This is a genomic window from Synechocystis sp. PCC 7509 (assembly GCF_000332075.2).
Classification (GTDB): domain Bacteria; phylum Cyanobacteriota; class Cyanobacteriia; order Cyanobacteriales; family Chroococcidiopsidaceae; genus Aliterella.
This window is the reverse complement of the sequence record NZ_ALVU02000002.1, coordinates 190196-216298: the sequence shown is the minus strand read 5'-3', so window position 1 is coordinate 216298 and position 26103 is coordinate 190196. Positions and strand designations below refer to the sequence as shown.

Sequence of the window (26103 nt, the reverse complement as noted above, 5' to 3'; positions counted from 1 at the left end):
CTGTGTCTTCATTAGTACATGAGAATTTCATAACTACTGCACTGTTAACTTTGTGTTTTCAAATCCTGCTAACGTAGCAGTAAACTCAGATGTTGACTCGTAGGGCAGAACATTACGACCAGCTATCTTTACGCCTTCGCCATGAGGCAAGCACTTGAGGTAATCTACTAATCTTCGCTCTGGAGTATCCTGCTTATTTTTACTAATACTTGACGCGCGATCGCCCATGACAACTAATGTTGGTTGAGTAATTGCGGCGATCGCATCTCGATAGTTCTGCCTCCAGAAACCAGCTAAAAAGGAAAAAACTGCGTGACGGCTGGCGGGATTTGCCGCACCTAGTGCTAGCAGATCCAACCATTCTCTATCGACTTGCTCAGTATTTGCAAATAGTTGGCGAGTAGAAAAAGAACTCAAAAACTGCGGTCTTCTAGCATATAAATAAAAAGCAGCACCAAGGGGCGAATCTAGCAAATTCCAAGTTAATTTTTGCTTTCTGGTTCCTGTAGCTTGGGTCATGAGTGCCATCGCTGGGGGACTAGCCAGCACCAGTTTTTGGATAAGATTTGGTTGAGTTTGCAACTGCACTAATTCAAGTGCTACAGGTAGCAGCGCTCCTTGCACGACTAAGGTAACAGGTTTTTGGATGACTGTTTGCAAAAAGTGTTGCAGTTGGGCAGCCCAATCAGCCGGAGTGTAGGCGACGTGGGGCATCTCGCTCTCTCCGCAACCTAAGAGATCAGGATTGTAAATGGGGTTGGTGCATCCGCTTTGACACCAATCATCACAGAAGCGATGCCAGAATCGTCGGGATAAGCCAACACCAATCGGGTGAATCAGTAGTAAAGGAGTGCTATGCCGATCTTCCCCAACATCCGGGGAGTAGTTTTCGTAAGCACAGCGATAGTTTTTCCAAGCATAAAACTGTGTACTTGGGATTTCAGTAGTCTGAGTCATGACTTACCACCAACGCTCGGAGTGAATTATCGTTATTTATCAGTTGGTAAACGATTTTTGACGAATTGCCTGTAAACATTCTGAAGAAATTATCTCTGTCAACCTCAGAAAGTTTTACTTTACTAAACCTAGATTTAGCAGTTCCTGGGGAGAGGCAAGCACGTCAATTGCCACAAAGTAAATCTCACTTTGAGGATTAAGCAAAAACCGCCATGCTAGAGGAATACCAACACTGTCACCAGCCCACGGAGTCTGCACTTTACCTGTCACTTTAATCTGGGTAAATCCGCCTGCTGCTGGCTCCGAGATTCCCTGCTCAGGTATCAGCTTGAGTCCGTAGCATTCTTCACGCATATAGGTAAGGATAGACTCTTGGCTCACAATCGGTTCCTCAAAAGGCGGTTGCAATGCACCATCTTTAGCAAATAAAGCTACCGCCGCCGGAAAGTCAAAGGCGTTCATATTCTCCATATAGCTCAGAACTATAGAGTTGTTGATGCCCTCAATGCTGATTTTAGTTCGAGGTTTGACATCTTTAGGTGGAACTACAGGTTCGTCAACTTCTTGAGTAGCCATGTTTGAGCTATATCCCATGTTAAGGACAATATCTCGTAATACTGTCAACTGCTGACCCCCTTCAAGTTGACGGATGGCTTCCAGCACCTCTGATGCCGTTGCAGACAATTTATAACCTTCTGGAATCGGAGCAACAATCCCTTGTTTCATCCACTCGCTTAACTGATACCAAAAGCCTAATTTGACATTTGTGCCGAAAGCTGAGTAAGTACGGCAGATAGGAGTGTCAGTATGATTAACTAGATCGCACATAACTTGCGTTTGCTCCATATCCGGCATCTGTTTAATTTGAGTCAGGGTTTTTTCGGCGAAGACCATATCTACTACCTGCATAGCGGCAGCAGTGATCGTAATTCCCATCTCCGTGTAAGCAAACCAAAGTAAAGCTAACTGATCCTCAGCCTTGAGTCGCTCAAAAGATTCAACTGTAGCTGGAATCGCATTAGCAACTTGAGTGTCAGGAAAAATGGAGCGTGCAGACTCGATAGTAAAAGACATAATCGAACTCTCCAAAACTAAATTACCTTTGACGATATCTATCGTCAAGCCGATATTGCCCAGCATACAATTAACTGAGTTTTTGTAACTGATAAGACATAAAATTTAGAACTGCGATCGCACATATATCAAGAGGCTTTATAATATAACTCATTGGGTAATTAAATTTTATGGTAATTTTCCGCAATTTATTTTCTATAAATTTTAAATATGTTGATGAAATAACAACATCAAGCTAACCATAGATATTAAAATTATGTTGAAATTGCATTGCTTAATTAAGAACCTAGCTGTACCGCTCGCTCTTACTGTATATTCTTCGGCTACATTTAGCGCTCCATTGACCCAACATTCTCGATATCCAAAAGTACAAAATTCTCAAATTGATCGACCACTTTGCTATATGCAAATGTCTAATGGCACAACTTTAGACCTGCAAAAGCTGTGTAGTAAAAATTCGTCACCGAAAACCAATTTAGGTAGTCGCGTTGCCAAATCTCAATTTAGACGAGGGACAGGTAATGCCTACGCTTCAGATAATCAATCACCTTGAAAAGCAAGAAGTAAGCTTAGAATAAACCTCTAAGCTTACTTATCAAAAATCAGTCAATCTATTTGGAGCTAATAGATAAAACTTTGCTTGAACTCCTTTTTTCTAACAATTGAGCGCGATTTTGGCGTAAATCTGCCTGACTACGCTCAGTGGGATAAGGCACATTATCGCCTTTAATTCCTGCCCACGAAACGCGATTAAATGCCTCGCTATCAACCTTATCCTCTACTTCAAAATTGAAGCCTGCCGTTGCTTTTGCCCACCACTGGCGATCACGCTTTAAAGGCATTGCTACGGTTTTCACAGCTTGAGGATCTTTGCAAGCTGGGACGAGATTAGGGTCTACAGGTGTAGTACACAAATTCCCAGGAATAACAGCTTTATAAGGCTTAAAGTTAGGCACTCTTGTAAAAGCATCTACCATTGGTTCAGCATTAGCGTCATTCATCCCCACGTAGTTGATCCCTAGCAAGTCTTCCATAGTGCGGAGGGTTGTGTTGCAAAAACTTAGTGAAGACAGAAAACCCCTGTGGCAGGAGTTGAAATTATGCAACTACCCCAAAGATTTGATAGATAAAGACAAGTCGCTCTTTGATGGCTCCCCTGGGAACACCAATAACTTGTCCTTTTCTAACCATGTTCAGAGTTTCATATCCCCGAATGGTTCTTCTTGCAGTGTTGAAGGAGCCAAATCCCATTCCTGGTTTGACTAATCGTTTTATCCCCCGATGGTCTTGCTCCACAATATTATTGAGATATTTAATCTGTCGTAATTTCACTACTTCGGGTAACTTATTGGCAGCTTTGAGTACGTTAATCGCTTTTGGATAAGCAGGGTTCTTATCCACAGTGATGACTCTTGGTACGGAAGTGTGAATTGCTTTCAATGTCTTACGCAAAAACCGTTTCGCCGCTTTCGCATCCCGCTTCGCTGTGAGGAGGAAGTCTAAGGTGTTCCCTGCCGAATCGACTGCTCGGTATAAATACTTCTGCTTGCCTTTGACCAAAATATAGGTTTCATCTACCCGCCATGAGTCATTAGTAAGCTTTAGATACGGTCTGACTCGTTTGTCCATTTCTGGACTATATTCTTGCACCCAACGGAAGACGGTGCTGTGATGTATATCTAATCCCCGCTCGTTCACCATCTCTGTTACTTGGCGATAGGAAAGCGGATAGCTTAGATACCACCGAACACAACGTAGGATGATTTCTGACTGATAATGCCGCCACTTGAAGGGGGATTTAGAATTCATTAGAGGCCGGTACAATGATTTTCTCTAGCGGAATTATTTCAGCCTACCATTTTTTGCAACACAACCGGCAGCAGTATGTAAAAGAAGACTTTATTAACGCTAGTCTAGCGGAGGCTGTCGCTGAAGTTATGCAACAGCACTCGGAGCAGGTATTAGAGATTACAGCAATCCTAGATGCCATTTTTATAGAGGAGATCCCAAAAGAGGTAAGAAGCAAAGCGCGAGAACGTGTCTCGAATGTCCTTTCCGTTGGTGCGAAAAAAGGAAAATGGTATCGAGGGCTTGCTGGTAGGTACAGTAGTTCAAAAGCAGCAGTAGAAAATGACTCCGCAGCATAACAAACTGAAAGTTCTAACTAAAGCTTAACCACTCGAAACCTCCACTGCTCCAAGGATAAAAATATTTAGCTTTTGGTGCTGGTGTTATACCTCATACAGAAATTAGACGGTTTAGCCTGGAAATATATTACTGACAGGTGGCGCTGGGCATGAAAATAGACAGGCATGGTAGAGCCAAAGTCCTCACACAAGCCGAGATTCGGTTGTTGTTCAACCAAGGATTCGCCACCAATCGAGATCGTGCTTTGTTTGGCGTGTGCCTGTTTACCGCTTGCCGAATTAATGAAGCCTGTACTTTGCAGGTAATAGACGTTTATGACACCAGAGCAAGAGTTAGACCTTATTTAATTATTCGCAAGGGTAGTACTAAAGGGAAATTAGCCACCCGTACTATCCCCGTAATTGCTGACTTGAGAGCGCTTCTATCTAGCTATAGCCTAGTCAAGGGTCAGAACTATCTGTTTCCCGGTCGTTACGATGGCAGCCATATTAACCCGGATTCGGCGGCGAGGATTCTACGAAAAGCTTGCTGCCTAGTGGGGTTAGAAGGAGTTTCAACCCACAGTTTTCGGCGCACTGCTTTGACCAACATGAGCAATGCGGGAATTGGGTTAAGAATTATTCAAGAGATATCAGGTCACAGAGATTTAAGCCAACTACAAAAATATTTAGAGGTGGCAGAGGCGCAAGTATTAGGAGCGGTCGCTTCCTTATCAATGCTGTCTCCGGTTGAGTATGAAGTCGGGAAATACTGTTTAGACGACTTGCCAAAAAATGAAAAACCGCAGCAGCTAATTGAGCGCAAACCCTTACGCCAGCGCAAAAAGAAGCGTTGATATTCTTAATTCTTGCCAAAGCAAGCCCAATAATATTTACAAAGTGTTACAAGCTATGGGCGGATTGAAAGTGAGAAAAAGTTGCTGCTTTTGAGGTGGCGTGACAGGCAATACTTCAGGAAATATTACTATCTGTAGTAGCAACGTTTGCTCTCTAACTTTTTGGACAATCCGCTTATCTAAAAGCCGTTACCCTTTCGACTAAACCGCCTCTAGCAGAAACGCCAACCATATTCTATGAATAAAACAACCCAAACTCTTGACAGTACATGAACTTGCGCTCATTGTGGCATGGAGATTATGCTAGTGGAATGACAGGCTTTTCTATCCTCACGAATTTCTGGCAACACAACCACATTATTTTGAAACAACAAACGAATGACCCCTCAACCAATGTCTACAATGCTACTTAGCCCTTTTAAAGTAGGAGATTTAACCCTCAACAATAGAGTAGTAATGCCTCCCTTGACTCGCGCTCGCGCAGGCGAGGAGCGTATGCCTAACTCTCTCATGGCGGAATATTACGCTCAACGGGCAACCGTTGGTCTGATGATTGCGGAAGCTACGGTGATCTCGAAACAGGCTAATGGTTGGTTAAATAGCCCTGGTATTTATTCAGACGAGCAAGCGCAAGCCTGGAAGCAGGTTGTAGATGCAGTTCATGCTAAAGGAACTCCGTTTTTTCTCCAGCTTTGGCACATGGGTCGAGCGAGTCACAGTAGTTTTCAGGAAAATGGTCAACTGCCAGTTTCCGCTTCTGCTGTCAAACTTCAGGCAGAATACATTTACACTCCTATTGGCAAACAACCCTACGAAACACCCCGATCTTTAGAGACGAACGAAATTCCTCTAGTGGTAGAAGATTATCGTTCTGCTGCTCAACGAGCAAAAAATGCTGGTTTTGATGGGATAGAAATCCATGCAGCTAATGGCTACTTAATCGATCAATTTTTGCAATCTAAGACAAACCAGCGAATAGACCAATACGGCGGTAGCTTAGAGAATCGCTATCGTCTTCTTAAAGAAATTGTAGAGGCTAGCCTAACTGTATGGCCCGCTCACCGAGCAGGAATTCGACTGTCTCCAAACGGTAATTTCAACGACATGGGTTCGCCAGATTTCCGAGAAACCTTTCTGTATGTCGCACAGCAGTTGAACACTTACGATCTAGCTTACTTACATATAGTAGATGGACTGGGGTTTGGCTTTCACGACTTGGGAGAGCCGATGGTATTAGCTGAATTTCGCGGTGTGTTCACAGGTCCACTCATAGCTAATTGCGGCTATACACAAGAAACGGCCGAAGCAGCGATTAAGGATAATTATGCTGACTTGATTGCTTTTGGACGACCGTTAATTAGCAATCCTGATTTAGTGGAGCGTTTTGCTAATAGTTGGCCTCTAAATCCACCCGCCGATCCAAGTATCTGGTATTCGTTTGATAAAGAAGGTTACGTTGATTTTCCTGCTTATCAAGAATCTGGAACGTTCAAGCTTAATTGATAACAATTCCTCAGATGGAGCCTCTTGAGTTATGTTGAAAAAAATTCTTGTTGTCAATAGCCTATAGTAGTTGCCAACCTAATTCCACATTTAATGTTTACTTATTCTTTAAAACTCTGAGAAAGATCCTGCACGTCGATCTCGATGCTTTTTATGCCTCGGTTGAACAACGGGACAACCATAACTACCGAGGGAAACCCCTTGTGGTCGGTGGATTACCCCAGGAGCGTGGTGTAGTAGTTGCTGCTAGTTACGGGGCTAGGAAGTTTGGTGTTCATTCTGCCATGCCCTCCTACCTCGCCCTGCAAAAATGTCCTGCTCTGGTCTTTGCTCCACCCCGCTTCGAGGTCTACCGCAGCATTAGTGCGGAAATTCACGCTATCTTTAAGCGCTATACGGATCTAGTAGAGCCTGTAGCCTTAGATGAGGCATACCTTGATGTCAGCCAAAATAAACTAGGGCTGCCTTACGCTACAACTATTGCTCGGCAGATTAAGGCAGCAATTCTGGCAGAAACTAGCCTAACGGCAAGTGCAGGAGTTTCTGTAAATAAGTTCCTGGCAAAAATGGCATCAGGCATGAATAAGCCCAACGGATTAACGGTAATTCTACCCGAACACGCCGTAGATTTTGTTGCTGCCCTACCTATTGAGAAGTTTCACGGGATTGGAGAAGTCACTGCCACCAAAATGAACAATTTGGGCATCCATACTGGAATAGACTTGAAGCAATACAGCCAAGCCGATTTAGTGCGTCACTTCGGCAAAGTAGGACATTTCTATTACCTCATTGCTAGGGCAGAGGATAACCGCATAGTTGAGCCTAACCGCATTCGCAAATCAATCGGAGCAGAAACTTCGTTCACCAAAGACTTAGACGAACTAAAAATAATGCTACTGGAATTAGAAAATATTGCTCAAACCCTCCAGCATCGCTTAGAAAACTACCAAGCTTTGGGACGCACCATCACCCTAAAAGTCAAGTTTGCCGACTATCAGCAAATTACGCGCAGTAAAACCGTATCTGCTGCTATTGGCGAAGCACAGGCAATTAGCCAAATAGCTGAGGAACTGTTAGCAGCAATTTCTTTAGAGGGGCGCAGCGTCCGGCTATTAGGTATTTCCCTATCAAATCTCGACTGCGCCCAAGAACCAAAACCAGTTCAATTATGCTTGTTTGAATAAACTGTTAAGGCTTTTAGCTCAACTAGCCGCACTAACAACAGGTGTAGTTTCCTTTGATTCCTTTGGCTTTTTCTCGAAGGTCTGTACATTCGGCTCCTTGAGTACAAAACCCGAATCAGTCTTCTCCCCCATCAGCCCAGCGATCGCTGCTACCCACATCGGATAATTCTCTTGGGCTTGCTCTAATTTTTTGAATAACTTGGGCTTGAGGCTGACAGTAACTATTTGTTCACCTGCATCAATATCAAACTGCTTGTGACCACTTTCTAATGTCTGTACGTCTACTGGAAATTCGTTTATTTTGATGGTCAATTCTAACTTTCCTGCTGTGGGCATGATTGTTTTCCTTTATTGCGATACTTTTTCTTATAGCACTGCTATGGAAAATCAAGTCTATAGATTTCTATTCTTGTACCGTCGGAGAAACTGAAACAAGATTTTACAATATAAAAAATACTCCTTCTCAAACTAAAGTTTTGGATTAGTTTAAATATAAATTAACGACATATTTCCTGGAAATATCTCTAATTTTATTGAATAACTTAATAGTTAACAATAAGGTAGCCTACTTCATACTGTTTAAAATTATGTTTATTTGCAAGATGAAAAATATTAGTTGAGCTAATAAACCAGAGTTAAATAGTGAGAGTTGGCTTAATTAGGTTGAGCAACTACAGGAGGTAGGTATGCTTACACACTCTCAACTTTATAATTTTTGGTTACGTTCGCAAGGTATTTGGATTTCTCAACTTGTAACCGTGTCAGTAAATTGGTTAGATAACCAAGAACTAGCAGCAATTAGCCAGATTCACTGTCTGAGCGCAACCGAATTTGGTGTAAAGATGGGTTGGCAATATAACAAAAAATCAGATTCGGGTGATATGTGTTGGTGTGTTGATGCCGACCAACCGCAAGTCTTTACTAACAAAAGCCTAACCGATAATAGTCCACCTCGGATATTTGATTACCGTATGCTTGCGGAAAATAAGTTAATTATTAACGCAGGTAAGTATGAAGAAATGTTTTTATTAGAAAGCGACAATCACAGGTTAAGGGAATTAAGGATTGAGGGTAAGTTAATTAGACGGCTCAAGGAACAAAAGGTAACTCCTGAAACTTTGCAAAATCTGCCCATTGGTCTGATTGAAGTAGCACAACCAATGATTAAGATGAGCAGCTAGACTGAATAAAAGATGTAAAAATATCCTGTATGGATTTGTTGCCCAGCGATACTCCATATAATACCAAGTCAAGCTCTCTTATCAGTTAGAAAATATCCTCCTACGAGAAGACACCAATGGCAACGACTACAAATAATCTTGCCTTAACAGTTCCTGGACCTCAGCCAGCAAAGCTCTTTGGACGCAGCACTAATTTATTTCGCTTTGTTAAAGACTCTGTTGGCTACACGCGCCAGTTATTTGAAACCTATGGTCCGATAGTTTCTCTTGCCTATGGTGGTGGTACTAATATCTACTCACCTTTGCCTAACTGCCCTGGGACGGTCTTCGTCTATGGACCAGAATTTGTCCGTCAAGTAGCCACTGAACACGAAGTTTATTATAAATATCCTTTATCAGGAAAGATGTACCGCCAGCGATCGCGCTGCGAACGAACCGAACCTCTCAAGCACTTTGGTGTGGGACTGTTCGGTGTCAATAGCGAACAGCACCGTCAGCATCGCCAATTATTGATGCCTGCCTTTCACAAACAGCGCATTGAGTCTTACCGAAACGATATAGTTAGCATTACTCAAGTTGTCCTCGACCAGTTAGGGGTGGTACAGCAGTATGACATTGCAGAAATCATGCGGCTGCTCACCTTACGAGTGGCAACCAAAACCTTATTTGGTGAAGATATTGGCATTGAAGGTGGCAATACTGGCAGACTATTGCAAGATACATTAGCTCTGTTAGGAACACCGCAGGTAGCCCTCCTGCCTTGGGATCTCCCTGGATTCCCTTATCACCGCTTGCTCAACCTCATGGCTCAACTGGACGATCAAATGCGTGCGCTGATCCAACACAAGCGCGGTAGAGGTAGTGACCAGCCAGATGTACTATCAATGTTACTTCAGGCACGAGACGAAGAAAGTGGCGCTTTCTTGAGTGAAGATGAACTTTTAGGACATACTGGTGTAATCTTTGCCGCTGGTCACGAAACTAGCTCTAATGCCTTAACTTGGACGTTATTTTTACTGACGCAACACCCACAAATCGCTGCCGACCTTTTAGACGAGTTAGATAGCTTGCTTAAGGGTGAAGCTCCAACAGTCGAACAATTGTCACAGTTACCTTTGCTGGAGCGAGTAATTAAGGAAAGTCTTCGCATCCTGCCACCTGTACCTTGGAACGGGCGCGTCACCGCAAGTCCAACCCAATTAGGCGGCTATACCTTGCCTACAGGCACAGAGGTATTCGTTAGCATCTACCAAACCCATCATATGCCCGAACTATATTCTCATCCAGAGGCGTTTAATCCTCATCGCCCTGAAGCGCTTGCCCTTAATACTTTTGAATACAATCCCTTTAGTGCAGGACCGCGCACTTGTATCGGTGCAGCCTTTGCCATGATGGAAATCAAGATTGTCTTAGCAATGCTCTTACAGCGCTTCCGTCTACAATGTGTCCCGCGGATCAAAGTTGACCGCACTGGATTAATTGTTATGGCTCCTAAACAGGGAATGCCCATGATTGTTCATAAGCAAGACCGCTTGTTAAATTTGGGGGTAGGGCAGGTGCGTGGTAACGTGCGGGATATGGTGAACTTGCCTAGTTATTGAATTGATTCCATACTTTTTTGGCTAAGTAAGACTGCTTTATGTGCTGCCCTAGAGTTAATACCTTTGACTAGGTGCTTGAGAACTGATGCTAAGATATTCGGCTGAAAAAGTGTAGTGGGCGGCTTGACTAAATGTAGTACCTCCAGAAAGGCTTCTAAAGCCTTGGGATTGTTGATAGTGACTGACCGTACTCGATCTATATACCATTGCATCAGTCGATTAATTATGCTAGTCTGACCACCTTCAGTAGTAGACCATCGCAAGTCTTCGCTAGTTGCCATCATCCACGCAATACCATTAACTTTTGCTAGCTGCTTATGAAAACGTCGGGTTAAACCAGCTAACTCGTTACCTTGTTGATTTTGCTCTGCCAAGCATTGAGCTAAAGCCACAGCGTCCATAGCAGCAACGGTCATACCTTGACCATAAATAGGATTAAAGGCACAAGCTGCATCCCCTAGTGCTACGAAACCTTCGGGATATCTAGACAGTCGTTCGTAGTGACGTAAGCGATTCTCCGTGCGGCGATAGCTGTAGATCGGCGATAGTGGCTGGGCATTTTTAATCGCTTCGTATAAACTTGGAGTACGCAAACTACGTGCGAATTCTAAGAAGCCAGCCTCATCAGTCGGCGGGTAATCTCGACCTACACCTGTGAGCGTCACAATACAGCGTTCGCCCTCGATCGGGTAGAGCATGCCAGCACGAGAGCTATTAGGTGGTTTGGGCCATACCAATAGACTTTGCCCATCAGCTACAGAAATATCTGAACGCTGATACCAGCGACTAGCATAACCTACGAAAGCATTAATGACGCTCTCTTGCGGTACTGGATAGCCTAATGCCTCTAACCACTGCGAAGCTTCAGAAGTACGACCACTAGCATCCACTACTAAATTGGCTGTTAACGCTGTTTCAGCCACACTGCGACCCTGCACCGGATAGTTAGGATGCACTCGAACACCACTAACTCTAGTTTGGTCAGGATTGGACAGCAATCCCACTACTTGGCTATTTTCTATGAAGCGGATATTGCTGTAAGCCTCCAGTCGATGACGGATTGACCACTCTAGTAAATTTCGGCTACAGGTGCGCGTAATCAACCCTGACTTGAAGCGAGGCTCCCAACCACCAAAACCAAACATGGCGCAATCTAATGTCCAATCTATGGTGGCTGCACCAGCAGCAGTTAGTTCCGCTTCTAAACCAGGAAAAAGCTGTTCCAAAATTCGTTGTCCCTGCACTAGCAACACATGTACTTGCCAGGACTGAGGTACACCTCGGCGTGGTTGGCAAGTTGTTGGTAAGTAATCTTTCTCTACAATCGTTACTGTCTCAAAGCAGTCTGCTAAAACTCGTGCAGCTACTAAACCAGCCATACTGCCGCCAATTACCAACCCATGCTTATTTGCTTTAATAGTAGATCAACTCCCATCTATAAAAAAGCTGTTTCGTCAAACATCTTAGCCTTACTAATATTCTCACCCATCTTTTCCACAGTTAACAGCAACTCCCTACTTAAGAAAAGAAAGTTAATAATGTAGTGGAAAAGTTTAAGAACTAATAGTTTTATCGAGCCAAAGCCAAAGGTGTGTAGAATTCTTAACTCTATTGAAACCACTATCAATTTCAACCTAATTTTATAGTTGAATAGTAAAATTGAGATAATAAGAAAACTAGCGCTACTAACTTATTAGTTAGTGTTAATTAGGTTGATACTGATAGCAATTTCAATCGGTCTTGCAAATAAGTGTATCGCTCTTGATCTCTAACTTGCCTAATAGCTAAACCAATTGCTTTAGTTGTCCCAACGACAATTGCTAACTTTTTAGCACGAGTTAAACCCGTATAAATCAAATTGCGCGACAGCATCAAGTAATGCTGCATGAATATAGGCAGGATTACCACTGGATACTCTGAACCCTGTGCCTTATGTATTTTATGTATTACATAACATCTACAACGATGATGTAATGATAGTTTTATTGTTGTGTATATATTCCACGATGTAAAATTTAAGTCCTCGCAACTGAGTGGTTACTCAACGTGCCGATATGCAATGAGATTGTTAGACACTGAGGCAGAATATGAATACACGCAATCATACTGCCTCAATATCGGATTCCAGCGTGCCAAAAAGAGATTTAACAAAAGCTAATGCTTCGTTATTATCCATTAATAGTTTCCGTACAGCCCCTTGATACTGTTCACAGTCTTGAAATCCAAGCTCCTTTACAAGCTTTTGTAAGGCAGGTGTCTCACGAACTGGATATTGTGAAATAATCTCCGTCAAATTGCCAGCATTAAAGGCATTTTGTAGCCGTTCACGCTCTGCTGTGACAGCACTAGCCACGTCAATAGCAATATTTATAGGCTTCCCCTCTACGATTTCTTGTCTTCGAGGCAGATGCCGAAAAACTTCCTCACGAAGTGCCTTTTCAGCAGTTCGCTCACTCAAGCGTTGGATGTGTGGTTTAATTGCTTCGAGCGCAGCAGTTTTAGCATTAGCGAGGTGTGTAGAGGCATCATTCCCAGTAACAGCTGCATGACGCTGTGCAACAAACCATTGAACTTGCGGATGGTAATAGATCGACTCAACTGAAAACACCGAAAGAGCATATATACCCTTCTCTTTGAGTCGATTAATGTCATTTTCCATTCGCCGATCATTATCAACAACACCAAAAGCATGAAGCCAGTGCAGATCACCAGATTCCCGAAGGCTAGAAACGGCATGTTCGACATCGCGGCAGCTTGATTTCGCAACGATAGAGACGGTTGGAAATACTAGACTATAAAGCGGCTTGTCAAGACTTTGCTCAGTACCTTCAATAAATAGGAGCTTTCTGCGCGCACCAAGAATGTCTTTTTTGAGATCATCATCTATTTCACTGCCGGAGGAAACAATATCTGCATCCCAACTACTTACGGAAGCACCAGTATAAGTGCAGTCTCGAATGAGTAATGTACGTGCGCTTGGATTATCGGAGGGCAACATCACCTCGTGTGTAGATACAATGAATGCACAGTCACTTCGTTTGGAAAACAAAAGTGTCAAGAGCGGTGAAATGATAGAGCGATGAAGATGGCGTTCCGGTTCGTCAATGAGTATTAATGTACCATCCTTAACAGTTAACACATCCGCCGCAATTAACAAAGCATTACGTTCACCATCTGATAACTCTGCAATGCTATAAGCAACACCTTCATGTTTTTTAGCAACTACTTCATCATTCTCATGGACAGAAATCTCAATGGGAACATTTGAAAGACGTAAAAGCTCGTTGATAATTTTTATAGGAGCATCTTTCTTTGCAAGAGTTTTTGCAAGCTCAATATTTTCACTATCAACTGCACCAGTAATTGATCGCGCACGGACGTTTTCAGCATCAATGAGACCATAGATTGCAATGCTTGCGCGTTGTGTAGCGTAATCATCTTTCCAGCGCGACTGTTGATTAGTGTCTGCACTTCGGATATTGGATTCAAAGTCTCGCTTCTGCTGGGACGATAGAGACATTGCGTTAGAAGAAAACCAATTTTGGCGATGTGCTGATATCCATCTTGCGGTAGTATTGTGAGAAGTATATAAATGTTGCATAAGGCTGGACTTACCTGTACCGTTGGCACCAAGGATGAACAGGTGTTCTCCGAGGTTGATAGTAAGATTGAGTGGTTCGCCTACAGAGGGAGGGATTGCTAGATTAAAGACCACGGATGTATTGCCATTTAGACTTTTATTATTTTAAACAAAGCAAAATAAAGCTGTGTAAAAGCATATTGCATCTACGAAAAGAATCTTAGAACATCAAAACTATGCGAGATAATGAAGAAAAGTGATTAGCAGTCAGTATATTCTTCCTCGTATTCAGCTTTAGCCTGATGCCAAGGCATAGGAGTCCAAGAACCGTAAACTGAAGCTCGATCAATTTTGACTACAAACTCTCCTCCCTGCACTGAAAGGTGGTTCTTGGGGACATCAAGCAGGAAACCTTTAGCCACTGCATCTGCATAGAACTGGTCAAACTCGTTATGCTCAAAAGTTGACGGTTCTGCTGCTTCGTTCGGAACCCAACCTTCCTCAATAGCCCGTCTTAGGCAACCAGCAAGACTCTGAATTTCATGAGTCTTTTTGTACTGCCTAAAGGCTTCAATAGCAAATAAAACAGTTTCTTCATCATGTTCACGGATTACTCGGTTTAGGCTTTCTGTAGACCGAATCCTTAAACTCTTCAGTTCATCTTGAACTACATCACTCACTTGACGGCTTTTAGCTTGAGCAATGGGAGTGACCTTAACTGCACTGCTCTCTCCCACTCGCTCTTTTATACGAGTTTGCAAATCAACAATTGTTTGCTGCTGTCGTTCTACTTGCTCTTGTAGATAGTGAACTCGGTAGACCTGCCCTGCTAATGCTTCATTTTTACGTTTGAGTTCGCTGTTTTCCTGCTCTAGTTGTCGAATACGCTCTTTTAGCCTAGCAATAATCTTTCCCGTAGCAGACGAATTGGGTTGAGCTACAGGAGTAACAGGCATTGAATTCTGTTTAGACCGTAACTCGGCAATATGGCGTTTTAGTTCAGGGTACTTATATAGGTAGCTAACGCTAACATTGGCTTCTTTAGCAATGGTCTGAAAGTTAATTTTGGCATTGAGCTTCCGTAGCCGTTCGATAGCTTTGTACACTCGGTCAAGAGAATCCTGCTTACGAGCTTCTTGGGTCTGTTTAAGGATATCAATCCTAGACTCCCTAGTATCCCCCCTACTCATGCTGCCTCCTGTAATGATGCAATAATCTTGTCTAACTGGTCGGATTGCCGTCCGAACTGCTCAACAAGCACGTCTTGTCCGTTGACTTTGGCTCTAGATTCCTTCGCTCTCAATTCATCCCGAACTTTGATGTATTGAGGTAACTTTTCAAGTACAGCGACAAAACAGCGACAGGTATAACAGGCTCGGAACTTCTCACAACGCTCGTCCAATGGCAGACCACAATAGCCATAAATAGGAGTGTTGATGTGGTCGCCAAAGAGTTCGAGTTGATGGGCCGTTGGATCTTCCCAAAAGGATTTAGGTAAAGATTCGTAGTGCAACGGTTTTCCCTCTGCATTAAGAAGAGCTTTCTGGATATGTCCAGCTTCTTTTTCAATTAAATCACAGCTTATATGAGTGTAGTAAGTGCTAGTAGTTACTAATCGTTTATGTCCAGCCCACGCACTAACCACTGCCAGATCGTGTCCTTGTTCAAACAGTTGTGTTAAGCGAGTAGGTCTAACTAAACAAGAACTAAATTTAGCTAATTCACCATTTTCATCTTGAATATTTTCAGCATTGATGAGGCATCTAATAATTATATTCAAGGGATTGTGAGATTTATGGATTACTTTTTTAACAGGCTTCAAATTAGGTTGACTTGGATCTGTTCTAGAAAAGTATTGATAATCGCAAAATAAATAATCCCACTCATCACCCCAGAGATCCTGAATATATTTCTGCTGTTGTTGAACAACTTTAGCAATGATTCTAGTAATTGGGATTTCGTGCTGGTCTTGTGTCTTGTTACGTTGCCAAACAATTTTCCAACCCCCTCCTTCCTGAATCAAACAATTTTTGCTTAAAAATGCTAGTTCATTTGGTCGCATAGCTGTAAAAAATGCTATAAACCACATCCGGGCAATTGAGTCAGGAATTTTATGTAACCTTTTCTCAATTTCTTCCAGAACAAAATCGGGAATGGAATCAGGATTATTGATTATTTGTTTGGGCAAGTCAGATTTTCTAATCAGCTCTTGTTCGAGATTGAAAAAGTCTTTGATTGTTCCTGTTATAAAAAAATCGCGCAGAGCTAACAATCTGTTCCGTCTACCATAATGTCCTGATTTATCCCAAGCCATAAAATCAATGATTAAACAGCGGTTTATCTCAAAAATTCCTTGAATGTTTTTTTCATTTAAGTATTGAGAAAAAATTCTAAGATGATGCGAACTTGTAATTATATAGCTAAAAGATTTATTAAGTTTACAAAGTTGATAAATATATTTTTTTACATATTTTCTAAACCAAGCTAAATGAACAGTAGCAAAATTGACAGTCAAATTACTAACTCTCTCATGATAGGAAGATGTTACAGTTCTTAAATCCCATACTTCATCTTCAAAGCTAAATTCTTTTCCAATTAGTATTTGATCAGAGAATTGACTAAGAACTTTAGCAGTAAGATCTATTGATTGAACAGTTGAAATTCCGCAAGTTGGACAGTAAAATTTTCTTTTTCCTTTTTTTCCGCTACCAGATAGTCTAACATTTCTAGCATTACAATCCTTACTGGGACAAGCAAACTCACCGATTTTGTAGTTCTCTTTCCAATCTATATCAATCATTATCAGCAAGCTTCTCCAATCCTTTAATACAACTCATTAAGCTATTTTGGTCGTTTTCTAAACCTTGCTGCTGTCGAACCATTTTCAAGACTTGAGCAGTTTTTAGTTCTTCTTCAACTCGCTTTAAATCTTCTTTTAAATAAACTAAGTCTTCATTGGAAGTACGCCAATGTTCGCATCGCCAACAAGCATTTACTGTTTGGCATGGAGATTTTACGATTGGCCTATGACATTCTCCGTACTGAGTAGTAAAAGAGTGCATTTTCCGCCTTATTAACTCAGTGATAGGATTTTTAGGTTGATAAGTAGTGATAACTTTACCAGCAATGTCAACATACTTTTTCTCTCGCATCAGTTCTTGATATTCTTCTCCCAAAACTTGTTTAAGAAGATGTTTGTAATGACGCTGCATATTAGGAGAACGATGTCTTAAATATTTTTGAATAATTAAATCTCTCACACCAGCATTGGTCATTACCGTAGCAACTGTACGGCGGAATTGATGAGAAGTAAAATGCCAAAGTTCTCCTTCATGAGAACAAATATTACTTTTCTTCGCCAATCTATTTAACCACTTATTAAATGTTGAACCAGACATAACCTTGGGCTGGGGTTGAAATATCAGTTTATTAGAAACATTTGTTTTGGCATTACTTCCACAAAATAGCTTCTCATAGTCTTTATCCAAATTTTGTCTAATATAGTATTGCTGCTCTTTAATAACAGCAACTAATTCTAACGGTATTGGTAATTCATCTTCTATGTTAAATTTTTCAGTAGTAAAGCGTAGCCGCCATTGGCTCTTTCTCTTTCTCAAACAATCAAAAGGCATATTTAAAAGCTCCCCAATTCGCATTCCTGTTGTTCTTATCACGAGAACCATTCTTTGTAGGGTTTCAGGAAAATAATACAGATTTTGTTCTAATTGATTCCAAATATTTTCAGGAATATAATTGATTTGTTCATTAGTTGGACATCTTAACTTAAATTTCCCCTTAAACCAATAAGTGTTAACGTTAAACAAGTTCTCAATCCGACAAAATTCAAAAAAGCTGCACAAGGCTTTGTAATATCCCTCGGTTGTTCCTTCAGTTATTTTTTTTGTCTTTAGGTAGTAATCAAAGCTTTCAAAAGTCTGGTTGCTGATTTTAGCAGGATTGTCTATGGACTGAGTTTTTAAAAAACAAGAAAAAGTTTTTAGACTTCCTACGTAAATCTTAATTGTGCTAACTGAAAAACCTATTTTAGCCTTTACTAACGTATATACTTTGACTGACAACTCAAACCAGTGTTGTGAAAATCCATTAAAATTTATGGTTGATATTTTTTGATGGTCTTTGATTTTTAATCCTAAGTCTTCTACAGTTTGCCAAACATTTTTTTTAAGCAATGGATTTTTAAGAAGTTGTTTAATTTCTTGACTTTGACTAAAAAAAGGATAATTTTTCTCTAGAATTAATTCAAATGAATTCATTTATTCTCCTCTCTTTCTACTACCTCTATGAGATTTCCTTCACTAAGTACGTGAGAATAAATATCTAAGGTTGTTTGAATGCTCGCGTGTCCCAATAGATGTTTTACCCGCTCTGGTGGGTATTTGGCTTTGAGAAGCCTTGTAGCGTATGAATGCCGAAACAGGTGCGGATATACCTTAATACCCGTTTTCTCACTCAAGCGGTAGAACATGGTGTTGATTACACCCGCTTTCATCGGCTGACCTACTACTCCTTCCCAAATGTTGACGAATACATAAGGCGATTCTACTTCTGGGTACTCGTAGATCAGGTAGTCGTCATACATCTTTAATAGTTCAGGAATAACAGGGATGAACCTTTCCTGACCTTTTGCTCTTGCTTCATTGAGATTATTTCGCTTCTTAACTTGGATGAAATAGTCATTGGCATCTCCAACATCATCATGTTGTAGTCCCAGTAACTCTCCGATTCTCATTCCCGTTCCGTTGAGCATTAGGATTATGAATTTGTCTCGCAAGCGATGGCAAGTATTGACTAAAATTTCTACCTGTTCGTCAGTAAGACAACCAGGAAATTTCTTTGGCTCTTTTAGTTTGACTAGCTTCTGTCGAATTGGATTACTCTTAGCAATGCCTGCCAGTAATCCTTGTCTAGTTATTCCATACGGAAGGTAAAACCTATTAAACTGCTTGAAATCAACGGTTTGATTAACAATGTGGTAGTCATAAAAACCCATGATTGCTGTGATAGCTCGATTAATACTTTTCTCTGACCGTTTAGCCTCTACTGGTTGTATCGACAAAACAGACGTATCTCCAACCCTGAGCCAATAGGCAAAGTCTTCTATGTCATTTAGCTTAATATTCCGCCAGTCTAGATGCCTACTGTCAAGAAAAGCCCACCACAATTTGAAGTCGTAACCGTATGCCTCGACAGTCTTAGGTGATTTGTTAGTGCTGAGATAGGTTAGGTACCTCTGAATAGGTTCGATGACCTGATAGTCCCCGTCTAGCATCAACCAGACTATCTCTAAAGTGTTTGGGTCAATTCCTTTTTGCAGTGTGAGTTTCATTTACTAAGTATATAGTCATGATACTCGTTGTATAAGCTAAATTTTGTAACGAGATATCCCTACACCATGAATAAAAAAAGACTCGTTGTTGTTGTTGTTGAATATAAATATTCTGTAAAAGATAATGAATAGTCACAGCAAATGCTAGTGCTAACTCATTAATGTCCGCATAGTCATAGGTGACACTCCGCCCTTCAAACTGCACTGTCACCTCTTGTTCCTCGGTGTCAATTGCGGCAACTGTCCCCAAGTCACCGTTGAACACCTCGCGGTTATAGTCATTCACTTGCTGAATTACCCGATCGCCCACGCGCAGTTTCATCCCCCCTCGAAATAGTTCAGCCTTACCTTGGTACGGTGGATTAAGTAATTCTTGCAGTACCGCGTTAAGATTGCGCGTTCCCACTTCTCCCCTAGTCATTGGGCATAGCACCTGTACATCCTTCGCTGGGTCAAAACCTAATTTTGGAATTACATCTGTTAACAATTCTCGAATACCTTGAACTCCATGTTCAGGTTCGGGAGCGTTTAACCATAAACAATCGGAACGCGGATTTAGAGATACCGATTCAAGACGTGGGTACTGCCCAGAATTAATCCGATGGGCATTGCTGACAATATGGCTTGTTTGAGCTTGGCGAAATACTTGTTCTAATCGCACTACAGGTACTTGCTCACTTGCAATCAGGTCGCGCAACACGTTTCCTGGTCCCACACTAGGAAGCTGATCGATGTCCCCTACTAAAAGTAATTGGGCATCATTCGGTATTGCTTTCAGCAGTGAATGAGCCAAGAATAGGTCAAGCATTGATGCTTCATCTATGCCGATTGCTTGCGCCTCTATTGGATTCTCTAGGTCATGCTTGAATTTCATCGTCTTGGGGTCAAATTCCAGTAGGCGATGAATAGTCTTGGCTTCGCAGCCCGTCATCTCGCTCAATCGCTGTGCGGCTCTGCCCGTCGGCGAAGCTAGAGCAATTGATTTACCCATTGCTTTCCACAATGCCACAATTGTCCGAGTTGTGAAAGTTTTGCCCGTTCCAGGTCCTCCAGTAAGAATTAGGACTTTTTGAGTAGCTGCCATTTCTACCGCTTGCCTTTGCCCAGATGATAACTCCATCCCTGTTGCTTTTGTAAACTTGTCAATCCATCCAACAACTCTCTCTTTATCTACTACGACCGGACGGCTCAACAACTGATGCAGCCGTTTAGCCAAATTCTGTTCGCTGCTAAAAAATGGTAATTGATAGCAAATAAATTGATGCTGCCGATGACCCTGCATCACCAACTCCTCGTCCATCGCCATTACATAAATTAGTTGGGTTACTACCTGGGATGATGGTTGATGATCGGCTATTGTTAATCGTTCTACTACTTTCTCGACCAGTTGCACATAGGGTAAAAAACAATGACCGTCTTCTGCTGCTTCGCCTAAGACGTGGATAATCCCCGCGCGGTATCGATACTCGCTATCTGGTGCGATCCCTAAGTTCCGTGCGATCGCATCTGCTGTTACAAAACCTATCCCATAAATATCCGTTGCTAGTTGGTACGGATTGTTGGTAACAATTGTGATCGAATCATCGCCATAATGCTTGTAAATTTTTACTGCATAAGTTGTGGAAACACCATGCCCTTGCAAGAAGACCATCACTTCTTTAATCGCCTTCTGCTTATCCCAGGCTTCTTGTATCATCTTCACGCGCTTTGTAGCGATGCCGGGGACTTCTTTTAAGCGCTCAATTGAATGTTCAATAACATCCAAAGTATCGAACCCAAAGTGAGCGACGATGCGTTTGGCGGTGACTGGCCCCACCCCTTTAATCAAGCCGGAGCCTAAATACTTTTCAATCCCTGTAATCGTGGCAGGTTTAGTTTCCTGATACTGTGTGACTTGAAACTGTTGCCCGAACTTGGGATGCTCCCGCCATATCCCAGCTAGTTTTAGTGTTTGACCTGCTTGAATATTAGGAAAGCTACCTACAATCGTTACTAAGTCTCTGTGACCTGAAGCTTTAAGCCGCGCTACACTATACCCCGACTCTGCCGAGTGGTACGTCAAGCGTTCTACTACTCCTACCAGTGACTCATCCTCAACAGACACTTTTCCATCCTCACTAAAAGTAGCGACTGCTCAAACCTCCATTCCTTACTATAAATTACCAGCCTCAAGCAAGGTTTTACACTAATTTCATAGTACACAAATACTATAATTTTATAGTGAAGTGCAAAGGAAACACTGCTTTGGCAACCAAGCTCCTGATTGTTGAAAGTCCCGGCAAAATCAAAAAGCTCAGCCAAATCCTCGGCTCTGACTGGTTGGTCAAAGCAAGCATGGGTCATGTCCGAGAATTAGCATCGGATGGACAAGATGCTTTGGGCTTTGACTTAACGGGTAGTACAGTCACTTGTCGCTTTGTTCTGCGCCAAGAGAAAGGGCAGCAGACTATTAAACAACTACAAGCGGCTGTTCGTCAGGTCAAGACAGTTTTTCTGGCAACCGATTGTGACCGAGAAGGGGAAACAATCGCTTGGCATCTTGGGCAAGCCTTACACCTAAAAAACCCCCAAAGAGTCATTTATACCGAAATTACCCCAACAGCAGTCACAAGAGCGCTCGCTCGTCCCCGACAAATAGACCAAAACATGGTCAATGCGGGACTGTGCCGGAGCGTTCTTGATAAATTAGTTGGCTACAAAGGCTCTCCCTTGCTGTGGCAGCTTCAAAATGGGGCGAAAAGTATGGGTCGGGTGCAAAGCGCTACCCTACACATTCTTTGTCAAAGGGAGCAGCAAATCCAAGCTTTCGTTCCTCAAGATTATTGGAACGTTTATGTTGATTACGTTGAGGGGTTTCGCGCCTACTACTTGGGGACAAATCAGCAAAATGATTCACAGCCTTCTGAAACACCACTACTCGACGACACCAGCGACACTAAAGAGCAAGCGAACTTTGAGTCAAGCAAAGTTTTAAGTGCATCCCACGCAGATAGTTTAGTTCAACAGGCAAAAGCTAATCCACATCACATTGTTTCTGCTGAAGGAAAAAGCACTACTCGTACTCCTCCCCCGGCTTTTGTCACATCTTCTTTACAACAAGTCGCAGGAGCGAGGCTGAAGTTCAGTCCTGAAAAAACAATGCTTGTGGCCCAGTCGCTTTATGAATCCGGGTTAATTACCTATATGCGGACTGACAGTATTGCCCTAGCTCCAGAATTTTGCGCCGCCGTCAGGAGTTGGTTGGAAGTACATGACCCTGACAACGTACCGAGGAAGTTAGCGCAACACAGGCAGGTCAAAGGAGCGCAAGCAGCCCATGAAGCTATCCGCCCTACAGACATCCACAAGAGGAGCGCCGACTTGCGCGTCCAATTGTCTGCTGATGCCTTTGCCCTGTACGTGATGATTTGGAAGCGCTCTGTTGCCTCTCAGTGCCAAAATGCGAGAATCCGCCAAACACTCATAGTTACTCAATCCGGGAATATTTTCTGGCAAGCCAAAGGACAACTAATTGAATTTCCTGGCTACACCAAATACTGGAATAACATCAGCGCTGATGTCCAACTGCCTAGCTTACGGCAAGGGCAAATTCTCACGCTTCAACAGGCACTTCACGAGCAGAAACAGACTCAACCGCCACCGCGTTACAGCGAACCTAAATTAGTTCAAGTTATGGAACGCAAAGGCATTGGTCGCCCTAGCACTTACGCCGCCACAATTCAAACCCTTAAGCAAAGACAGTATGCCGAGCTTATTAAAGGTCACTTACAGCCGACTAAACTGGGCTTAGAAGTAGATTGCTTCTTAGCCGATGCCTTGCCCGACTTGCTCCAAACAGAGTTTACTGCCGAGATGGAAAATCAGCTAGATGCGATCTCTGCTGGCAAGCAGGATTGGCAGCAGTATTTGACTGCTTGGAATCGAGATTATTTTGTCCCAGCCTTAGCCAAAGCCAAGCAAGTAATTAAGCTTCACCTCAGCAATAATCCTGCTGCTCAAATTGGAAGTCCTTTACGCCAATTATCTTCAACCCAACCACAGACAAAACAACAACCGGGGCAGCATAACCAATCGCGTACCCGTTGCCCCCAGTGTCAGAGTTATTTAGTTAAAATCCCAAGCTCAAAGCTGAAGAAAAAGTATTTTCTCAAGTGTGTCAGTGGTTGTATCAATACAGTTATGTTTTGGTCAGAGCGCGATAAAAAGTGGCAGCTACCCCACACTGGACAAACCAATGACACGCCACTAGAAACTGCAAATGCTCAAGTAACTCAATATTCCTGCCCCGTCTGCCAAAAACCTTTGGAGGAATACCGTTACCAAAAGGATGGTCAAACCAAGAGTTTACTGAGGTGTTCGGATTCCAATGCCAAGAGCGATTCTAAGCATAAGGAAGCGGTTTATTTCCATACAGTAAAAGGCTGGTGGAGTCCTAAGTTTGGAGAATTGCCATTCAAACTGGATTGCTGACAAACGGTAACAACTAAACATACCGCAATTATCTTTTACAGTTCTAATAATCAAGGTTATTTGTTATAACTGACCTTGGATTGGGAACAATATTCTTGTACCTTCTAAGTGATGACATGGTTCTCCAACCCAAATTTCCAGATAATCTGCGCGCTTTAAGCATTGCAGGTCCCTATGCTTATTTGATTGCAATAGGCAGAAAACCCTCAGAGGGACGAAGTTGGAAAACAAATTTTCGAGGAGTTGTGTTGCTCCACGTCTCTACAGGAAGCAAATACGGAGAGCCACAAAGCAAAGATATGATATCTGCAATTATTGGTGCAGCAGAATTATACGATTGCACTCCTAATCAAGAATATGAGGGCTATTATGCTCATTGGATGCAACATCCCGTTCTTTTTCAGAAATTTATTCCTGGCGTTTCAGGGAAACGCAACTATTGGCAGCCCAGAACTGCATTAAGCATCAGAGCCTTTAACCTAGCTTGGGAACAAATTCAGGAACAAGCACCTTACCTGATTGAACAATCACCCCTTTCAAAATCTCTGCCCAGAATCTTAATCACTCCTCCACCTAAAGCTCACAGCTAAAATAATCCCCTCGCTATCAACCTCACCCTAACTTGACACTGCATACAAATAAATAAAACTTCTGTTTTCAGCTAGATTGTCTCTACCCTCTTTAGTGACGAGCATTCTATAATCAATATCTTCGACCCTCAGTTCAAAACTGTTCACCACCCAACTGTTCGCTTGATAAATAGCTTTTTTATACTTGTATTAATGGTAATTTTTTAGTCATTAATGCCGTAGCACTGCTCCATAAACGTCAATAATTTATCCTCAAAATCTGTTAGATATATTTGCCGTCCCAAGCCTTCAAGTGCGTGATAAACACCCCGATCCAACATTTCTGCGTTATTCCGCAGCCTTTTTATCCGTTTGAGCGTTTCTGGTAACTGACGGCGTACATCAGGTAAATCAATAGGGTTAAGATTTTCTGGTTTCACAGCCAGTTCTCCGTCGTAAACATCAACGGCTATTGTAAAGTCTCGATGCTCCCGTGCGATCGCCCAGCAGCCATTATATTTTCGTTCAGCCCCCTCTAATCTAGTCAGGATAAACGGATCGCCAATAGTACAGAAATCACTGGCTTTAACCAAAGGTTTTTCTTTGAGGCGTTCGACAATGCTTTTAACTTCTTTACCCGTTGGGTGTTTACCCTCTGTCTCTTGCAAAATTTCTTGCCAAACTTCTCTTTGTTGATCGGGTCTAAGAATCGTCAACGGACGACAAACAAATTCTTTGGCTGGTAGTATGTGTCCAAATTGGACACAAAACTTTTCTAAATTTTCAACAACGTTGGCTGCGTCAATCAAGCGATATGGATGGCGACGGCTGAAACCAAATCTGTCAGAGCAATATTCCTCAAAAGTCTTATGAGTTGAGCGATACAGCCGTCTATCCCTCAGTTTTCGTAATGCCGTCCCCGCCTCAACGAATGCTCGTTCTACCTTTAATTCCAACCGATGCCGCTCTTTTTCCTCGTCTTCACTTAATTCTTCGATTTGAGTAGCAGTCGTATTTACCGTAACTATGGTGTCTGGCTTTTCACTGCCTGATTCCTCTGTTAACTGGGTAACCATTTGGGTTTCCTGGCTAAAACTACCGTTATGTATTGAATACTCATCGTCTTCGCTCCTAGTCTGTACAACTTTTTGATCAGCTTCTTCAACTTTTTGCCACTTCTCTCGCTCAAAAATCATCTCATCGGTCGTCTCTACTGCCCCACGCGCTAATAACCGCTCTACAGTAAAGATTTTGCCAGCTTCTTCATGACCCTCAACGATTTCTATGCGATCGCCCACAGCAATAATTTTCGCCAGCGCCGCACCATCAATCTGTAATAGGTTTGGTTGTTCGGGAATTTGTAGCACACCATCCCAACTCACCCATACTTCTCCCATGCCTCCAGGCGTGATTTTTAATTCCTTGACAATTCCAAGGCGGGGTAAATTAAGTCGGTGGACGGGCATTCCAATTTCAAAAACAGCCCAAGCCTGTAAATTTTGGCGCTTACCCAAAACCATTGCCAGTTCTTTCTCTAGCTGTCTATGTTCTTTAACCTTGCTTTTTTGTCCACGCAAGTTATCTAGACTGGTATGCAGTCGGTTTTCTTGCTTCGTTAGTAACGATATTTCTTCCGTAACGCTAATCATAATTA

24 protein-coding genes are annotated in these 26103 nt (G+C 42.4%); 10 read left to right on the top strand and 14 right to left on the bottom strand.

Annotated features, from left to right (window positions below; genetic code table 11):
- Window positions 1-33: 33 nt before the first annotated feature.
- Window positions 34-957: an alpha/beta fold hydrolase gene (locus tag SYN7509_RS0222170; protein WP_009630100.1), complete on the bottom strand. Its 924-nt coding sequence runs from the start codon at window positions 955-957 to the stop codon at window positions 34-36.
- Between the two features lie 114 nt (window positions 958-1071).
- Window positions 1072-2031 (bottom strand): orange carotenoid protein N-terminal domain-containing protein, encoded by a 960-nt coding sequence (locus tag SYN7509_RS0222165; RefSeq protein ID WP_028954515.1) that lies wholly within the window; start codon window positions 2029-2031, stop codon window positions 1072-1074.
- Window positions 2032-2287: 256 nt separating this feature from the next.
- Here SYN7509_RS0222165 and SYN7509_RS0222160 point away from each other — a divergent pair, with 256 nt between their 5' ends.
- Window positions 2288-2584 (top strand): hypothetical protein, encoded by a 297-nt coding sequence (locus SYN7509_RS0222160; protein ID WP_009630106.1) that lies wholly within the window; start codon window positions 2288-2290, stop codon window positions 2582-2584.
- Window positions 2585-2642: 58 nt separating this feature from the next.
- Here SYN7509_RS0222160 and SYN7509_RS0222155 read toward each other — a convergent pair whose 3' ends face one another.
- Together SYN7509_RS0222155 and SYN7509_RS0222150 are read right to left on the bottom strand one after the other, a co-directional pair.
- Window positions 2643-3065 (bottom strand): hypothetical protein, encoded by a 423-nt coding sequence (locus SYN7509_RS0222155; RefSeq protein ID WP_009630105.1) that lies wholly within the window; start codon window positions 3063-3065, stop codon window positions 2643-2645.
- A 64-nt stretch (window positions 3066-3129) separates the two neighbouring features.
- Window positions 3130-3840 (bottom strand): IS6 family transposase, encoded by a 711-nt coding sequence (locus tag SYN7509_RS0222150; protein ID WP_028954484.1) that lies wholly within the window; start codon window positions 3838-3840, stop codon window positions 3130-3132.
- A gap of 14 nt (window positions 3841-3854) precedes the next feature.
- On the opposite strand from SYN7509_RS0222150, the gene SYN7509_RS0222145 reads away from it, so the two are divergent.
- The 5 genes from SYN7509_RS0222145 (at window position 3855) to dinB (ending at window position 7701) form a co-directional block, all read left to right on the top strand.
- On the top strand, window positions 3855-4178 hold the full coding sequence (locus SYN7509_RS0222145; RefSeq protein ID WP_028954514.1) for a hypothetical protein: 324 nt from the start codon (window positions 3855-3857) through the stop codon (window positions 4176-4178).
- A 149-nt stretch (window positions 4179-4327) separates the two neighbouring features.
- The gene (locus SYN7509_RS26800) at window positions 4328-5014 is read left to right on the top strand and encodes a tyrosine-type recombinase/integrase (RefSeq protein ID WP_051482669.1); all 687 of its coding nucleotides are present in this window, start codon (window positions 4328-4330) and stop codon (window positions 5012-5014) included.
- A 269-nt stretch (window positions 5015-5283) separates the two neighbouring features.
- On the top strand, window positions 5284-5427 hold the full coding sequence (locus tag SYN7509_RS30295; protein WP_158506185.1) for a hypothetical protein: 144 nt from the start codon (window positions 5284-5286) through the stop codon (window positions 5425-5427).
- Window positions 5408-6517 (top strand): alkene reductase, encoded by a 1110-nt coding sequence (locus tag SYN7509_RS0222135; protein ID WP_227501579.1) that lies wholly within the window; start codon window positions 5408-5410, stop codon window positions 6515-6517. The genes SYN7509_RS30295 and SYN7509_RS0222135 overlap by 20 nt, the downstream gene beginning before the upstream one ends.
- 47 nt (window positions 6518-6564) lie before the next feature.
- On the top strand, window positions 6565-7701 hold the full coding sequence (gene dinB / locus SYN7509_RS0222130; protein ID WP_227501578.1) for a DNA polymerase IV: 1137 nt from the start codon (window positions 6565-6567) through the stop codon (window positions 7699-7701).
- A gap of 18 nt (window positions 7702-7719) precedes the next feature.
- Here the strand turns inward: dinB and SYN7509_RS0222125 are convergent, their stop codons facing one another.
- Window positions 7720-8037 carry a hypothetical protein gene (locus SYN7509_RS0222125; RefSeq protein ID WP_028954511.1) on the bottom strand — a complete coding sequence of 106 codons (318 nt, stop codon included), beginning with the start codon at window positions 8035-8037 and terminating at the stop codon, window positions 7720-7722.
- 350 nt (window positions 8038-8387) lie between these two features.
- Between SYN7509_RS0222125 and SYN7509_RS0222120 the strand changes: the two genes are divergently transcribed.
- The gene (locus tag SYN7509_RS0222120; protein WP_009630629.1) at window positions 8388-8882 is read left to right on the top strand and encodes a hypothetical protein; all 495 of its coding nucleotides are present in this window, start codon (window positions 8388-8390) and stop codon (window positions 8880-8882) included.
- Window positions 8883-8998: 116 nt separating this feature from the next.
- Window positions 8999-10483 (top strand): cytochrome P450, encoded by a 1485-nt coding sequence (locus SYN7509_RS0222115; RefSeq protein WP_009630630.1) that lies wholly within the window; start codon window positions 8999-9001, stop codon window positions 10481-10483.
- On the opposite strand, the gene SYN7509_RS26795 is transcribed toward SYN7509_RS0222115, so the two are convergent.
- The 8 genes from SYN7509_RS26795 to recD2 all read right to left on the bottom strand — a co-directional run bounded on the left by SYN7509_RS26795 (window position 10477) and on the right by recD2 (window position 21514).
- Complete coding sequence (locus SYN7509_RS26795) at window positions 10477-11880, bottom strand: FAD-dependent oxidoreductase (protein WP_227501577.1); 1404 nt, start codon at window positions 11878-11880, stop codon at window positions 10477-10479. The two genes, SYN7509_RS0222115 and SYN7509_RS26795, sit on opposite strands and share 7 nt — an antisense overlap.
- A gap of 310 nt (window positions 11881-12190) precedes the next feature.
- The gene (locus SYN7509_RS0222100; RefSeq protein ID WP_084610774.1) at window positions 12191-12421 is read right to left on the bottom strand and encodes an ATP-binding domain-containing protein; all 231 of its coding nucleotides are present in this window, start codon (window positions 12419-12421) and stop codon (window positions 12191-12193) included.
- Between the two features lie 163 nt (window positions 12422-12584).
- Complete coding sequence (locus SYN7509_RS27875) at window positions 12585-14198, bottom strand: AAA family ATPase (protein WP_009630381.1); 1614 nt, start codon at window positions 14196-14198, stop codon at window positions 12585-12587.
- Between the two features lie 125 nt (window positions 14199-14323).
- Entirely contained in the window at window positions 14324-15253 is a 930-nt protein-coding gene (locus SYN7509_RS26785; protein ID WP_009630382.1) for a DUF6262 family protein, read from the bottom strand.
- Window positions 15250-16863: a tyrosine-type recombinase/integrase gene (locus tag SYN7509_RS0222085; protein ID WP_009630383.1), complete on the bottom strand. Its 1614-nt coding sequence runs from the start codon at window positions 16861-16863 to the stop codon at window positions 15250-15252. The genes SYN7509_RS26785 and SYN7509_RS0222085 overlap by 4 nt, the downstream gene beginning before the upstream one ends.
- Entirely contained in the window at window positions 16856-18337 is a 1482-nt protein-coding gene (locus tag SYN7509_RS0222080) for a tyrosine-type recombinase/integrase (protein WP_009630384.1), read from the bottom strand. The genes SYN7509_RS0222085 and SYN7509_RS0222080 overlap by 8 nt, the downstream gene beginning before the upstream one ends.
- Window positions 18334-19410, bottom strand: a complete 1077-nt coding sequence (locus tag SYN7509_RS0222075) for a tyrosine-type recombinase/integrase (RefSeq protein ID WP_009630385.1) — start codon at window positions 19408-19410, stop codon at window positions 18334-18336. The genes SYN7509_RS0222080 and SYN7509_RS0222075 overlap by 4 nt, the downstream gene beginning before the upstream one ends.
- Entirely contained in the window at window positions 19382-21514 is a 2133-nt protein-coding gene (gene recD2, locus SYN7509_RS26780; protein ID WP_084610772.1) for an SF1B family DNA helicase RecD2, read from the bottom strand. The genes SYN7509_RS0222075 and recD2 overlap by 29 nt, the downstream gene beginning before the upstream one ends.
- Before the next feature lie 140 nt (window positions 21515-21654).
- Between recD2 and topA the strand changes: the two genes are divergently transcribed.
- A complete protein-coding gene (topA, locus tag SYN7509_RS0222065; RefSeq protein WP_028954508.1) occupies window positions 21655-23880 on the top strand; it encodes a type I DNA topoisomerase in 2226 nt (741 codons plus the stop codon).
- 116 nt (window positions 23881-23996) lie between these two features.
- Window positions 23997-24470, top strand: coding sequence for an ASCH domain-containing protein (locus SYN7509_RS0222060; RefSeq protein WP_009630468.1), 474 nt, complete (start codon window positions 23997-23999; stop codon window positions 24468-24470).
- Window positions 24471-24673: 203 nt separating this feature from the next.
- Here the strand turns inward: SYN7509_RS0222060 and SYN7509_RS0222055 are convergent, their stop codons facing one another.
- Window positions 24674-26098: a hypothetical protein gene (locus SYN7509_RS0222055; RefSeq protein WP_009630469.1), complete on the bottom strand. Its 1425-nt coding sequence runs from the start codon at window positions 26096-26098 to the stop codon at window positions 24674-24676.
- Between the last annotated feature and the right edge of the window lie 5 nt (window positions 26099-26103).

Coding starts and splice junctions, on each gene's coding strand:
- SYN7509_RS0222170 (WP_009630100.1), bottom strand. CDS start 957: ATGACTCAGACTACTGAAATCCCAAGTACACAGTTTTATGCTTGGAAA.
- SYN7509_RS0222165 (WP_028954515.1), bottom strand. CDS start 2,031: ATGTCTTTTACTATCGAGTCTGCACGCTCCATTTTTCCTGACACTCAA.
- SYN7509_RS0222160 (WP_009630106.1), top strand. CDS start 2,288: ATGTTGAAATTGCATTGCTTAATTAAGAACCTAGCTGTACCGCTCGCT.
- SYN7509_RS0222155 (WP_009630105.1), bottom strand. CDS start 3,065: ATGGAAGACTTGCTAGGGATCAACTACGTGGGGATGAATGACGCTAAT.
- SYN7509_RS0222150 (WP_028954484.1), bottom strand. CDS start 3,840: ATGAATTCTAAATCCCCCTTCAAGTGGCGGCATTATCAGTCAGAAATC.
- SYN7509_RS0222145 (WP_028954514.1), top strand. CDS start 3,855: ATGATTTTCTCTAGCGGAATTATTTCAGCCTACCATTTTTTGCAACAC.
- SYN7509_RS26800 (WP_051482669.1), top strand. CDS start 4,328: ATGAAAATAGACAGGCATGGTAGAGCCAAAGTCCTCACACAAGCCGAG.
- SYN7509_RS30295 (WP_158506185.1), top strand. CDS start 5,284: ATGAACTTGCGCTCATTGTGGCATGGAGATTATGCTAGTGGAATGACA.
- SYN7509_RS0222135 (WP_227501579.1), top strand. CDS start 5,408: ATGTCTACAATGCTACTTAGCCCTTTTAAAGTAGGAGATTTAACCCTC.
- SYN7509_RS0222125 (WP_028954511.1), bottom strand. CDS start 8,037: ATGCCCACAGCAGGAAAGTTAGAATTGACCATCAAAATAAACGAATTT.
- SYN7509_RS0222120 (WP_009630629.1), top strand. CDS start 8,388: ATGCTTACACACTCTCAACTTTATAATTTTTGGTTACGTTCGCAAGGT.
- SYN7509_RS0222115 (WP_009630630.1), top strand. CDS start 8,999: ATGGCAACGACTACAAATAATCTTGCCTTAACAGTTCCTGGACCTCAG.
- SYN7509_RS26785 (WP_009630382.1), bottom strand. CDS start 15,253: ATGAGTAGGGGGGATACTAGGGAGTCTAGGATTGATATCCTTAAACAG.
- SYN7509_RS0222085 (WP_009630383.1), bottom strand. CDS start 16,863: ATGATTGATATAGATTGGAAAGAGAACTACAAAATCGGTGAGTTTGCT.
- SYN7509_RS0222080 (WP_009630384.1), bottom strand. CDS start 18,337: ATGAATTCATTTGAATTAATTCTAGAGAAAAATTATCCTTTTTTTAGT.
- SYN7509_RS0222075 (WP_009630385.1), bottom strand. CDS start 19,410: ATGAAACTCACACTGCAAAAAGGAATTGACCCAAACACTTTAGAGATA.
- SYN7509_RS0222060 (WP_009630468.1), top strand. CDS start 23,997: ATGGTTCTCCAACCCAAATTTCCAGATAATCTGCGCGCTTTAAGCATT.
- SYN7509_RS0222055 (WP_009630469.1), bottom strand. CDS start 26,098: ATGATTAGCGTTACGGAAGAAATATCGTTACTAACGAAGCAAGAAAAC.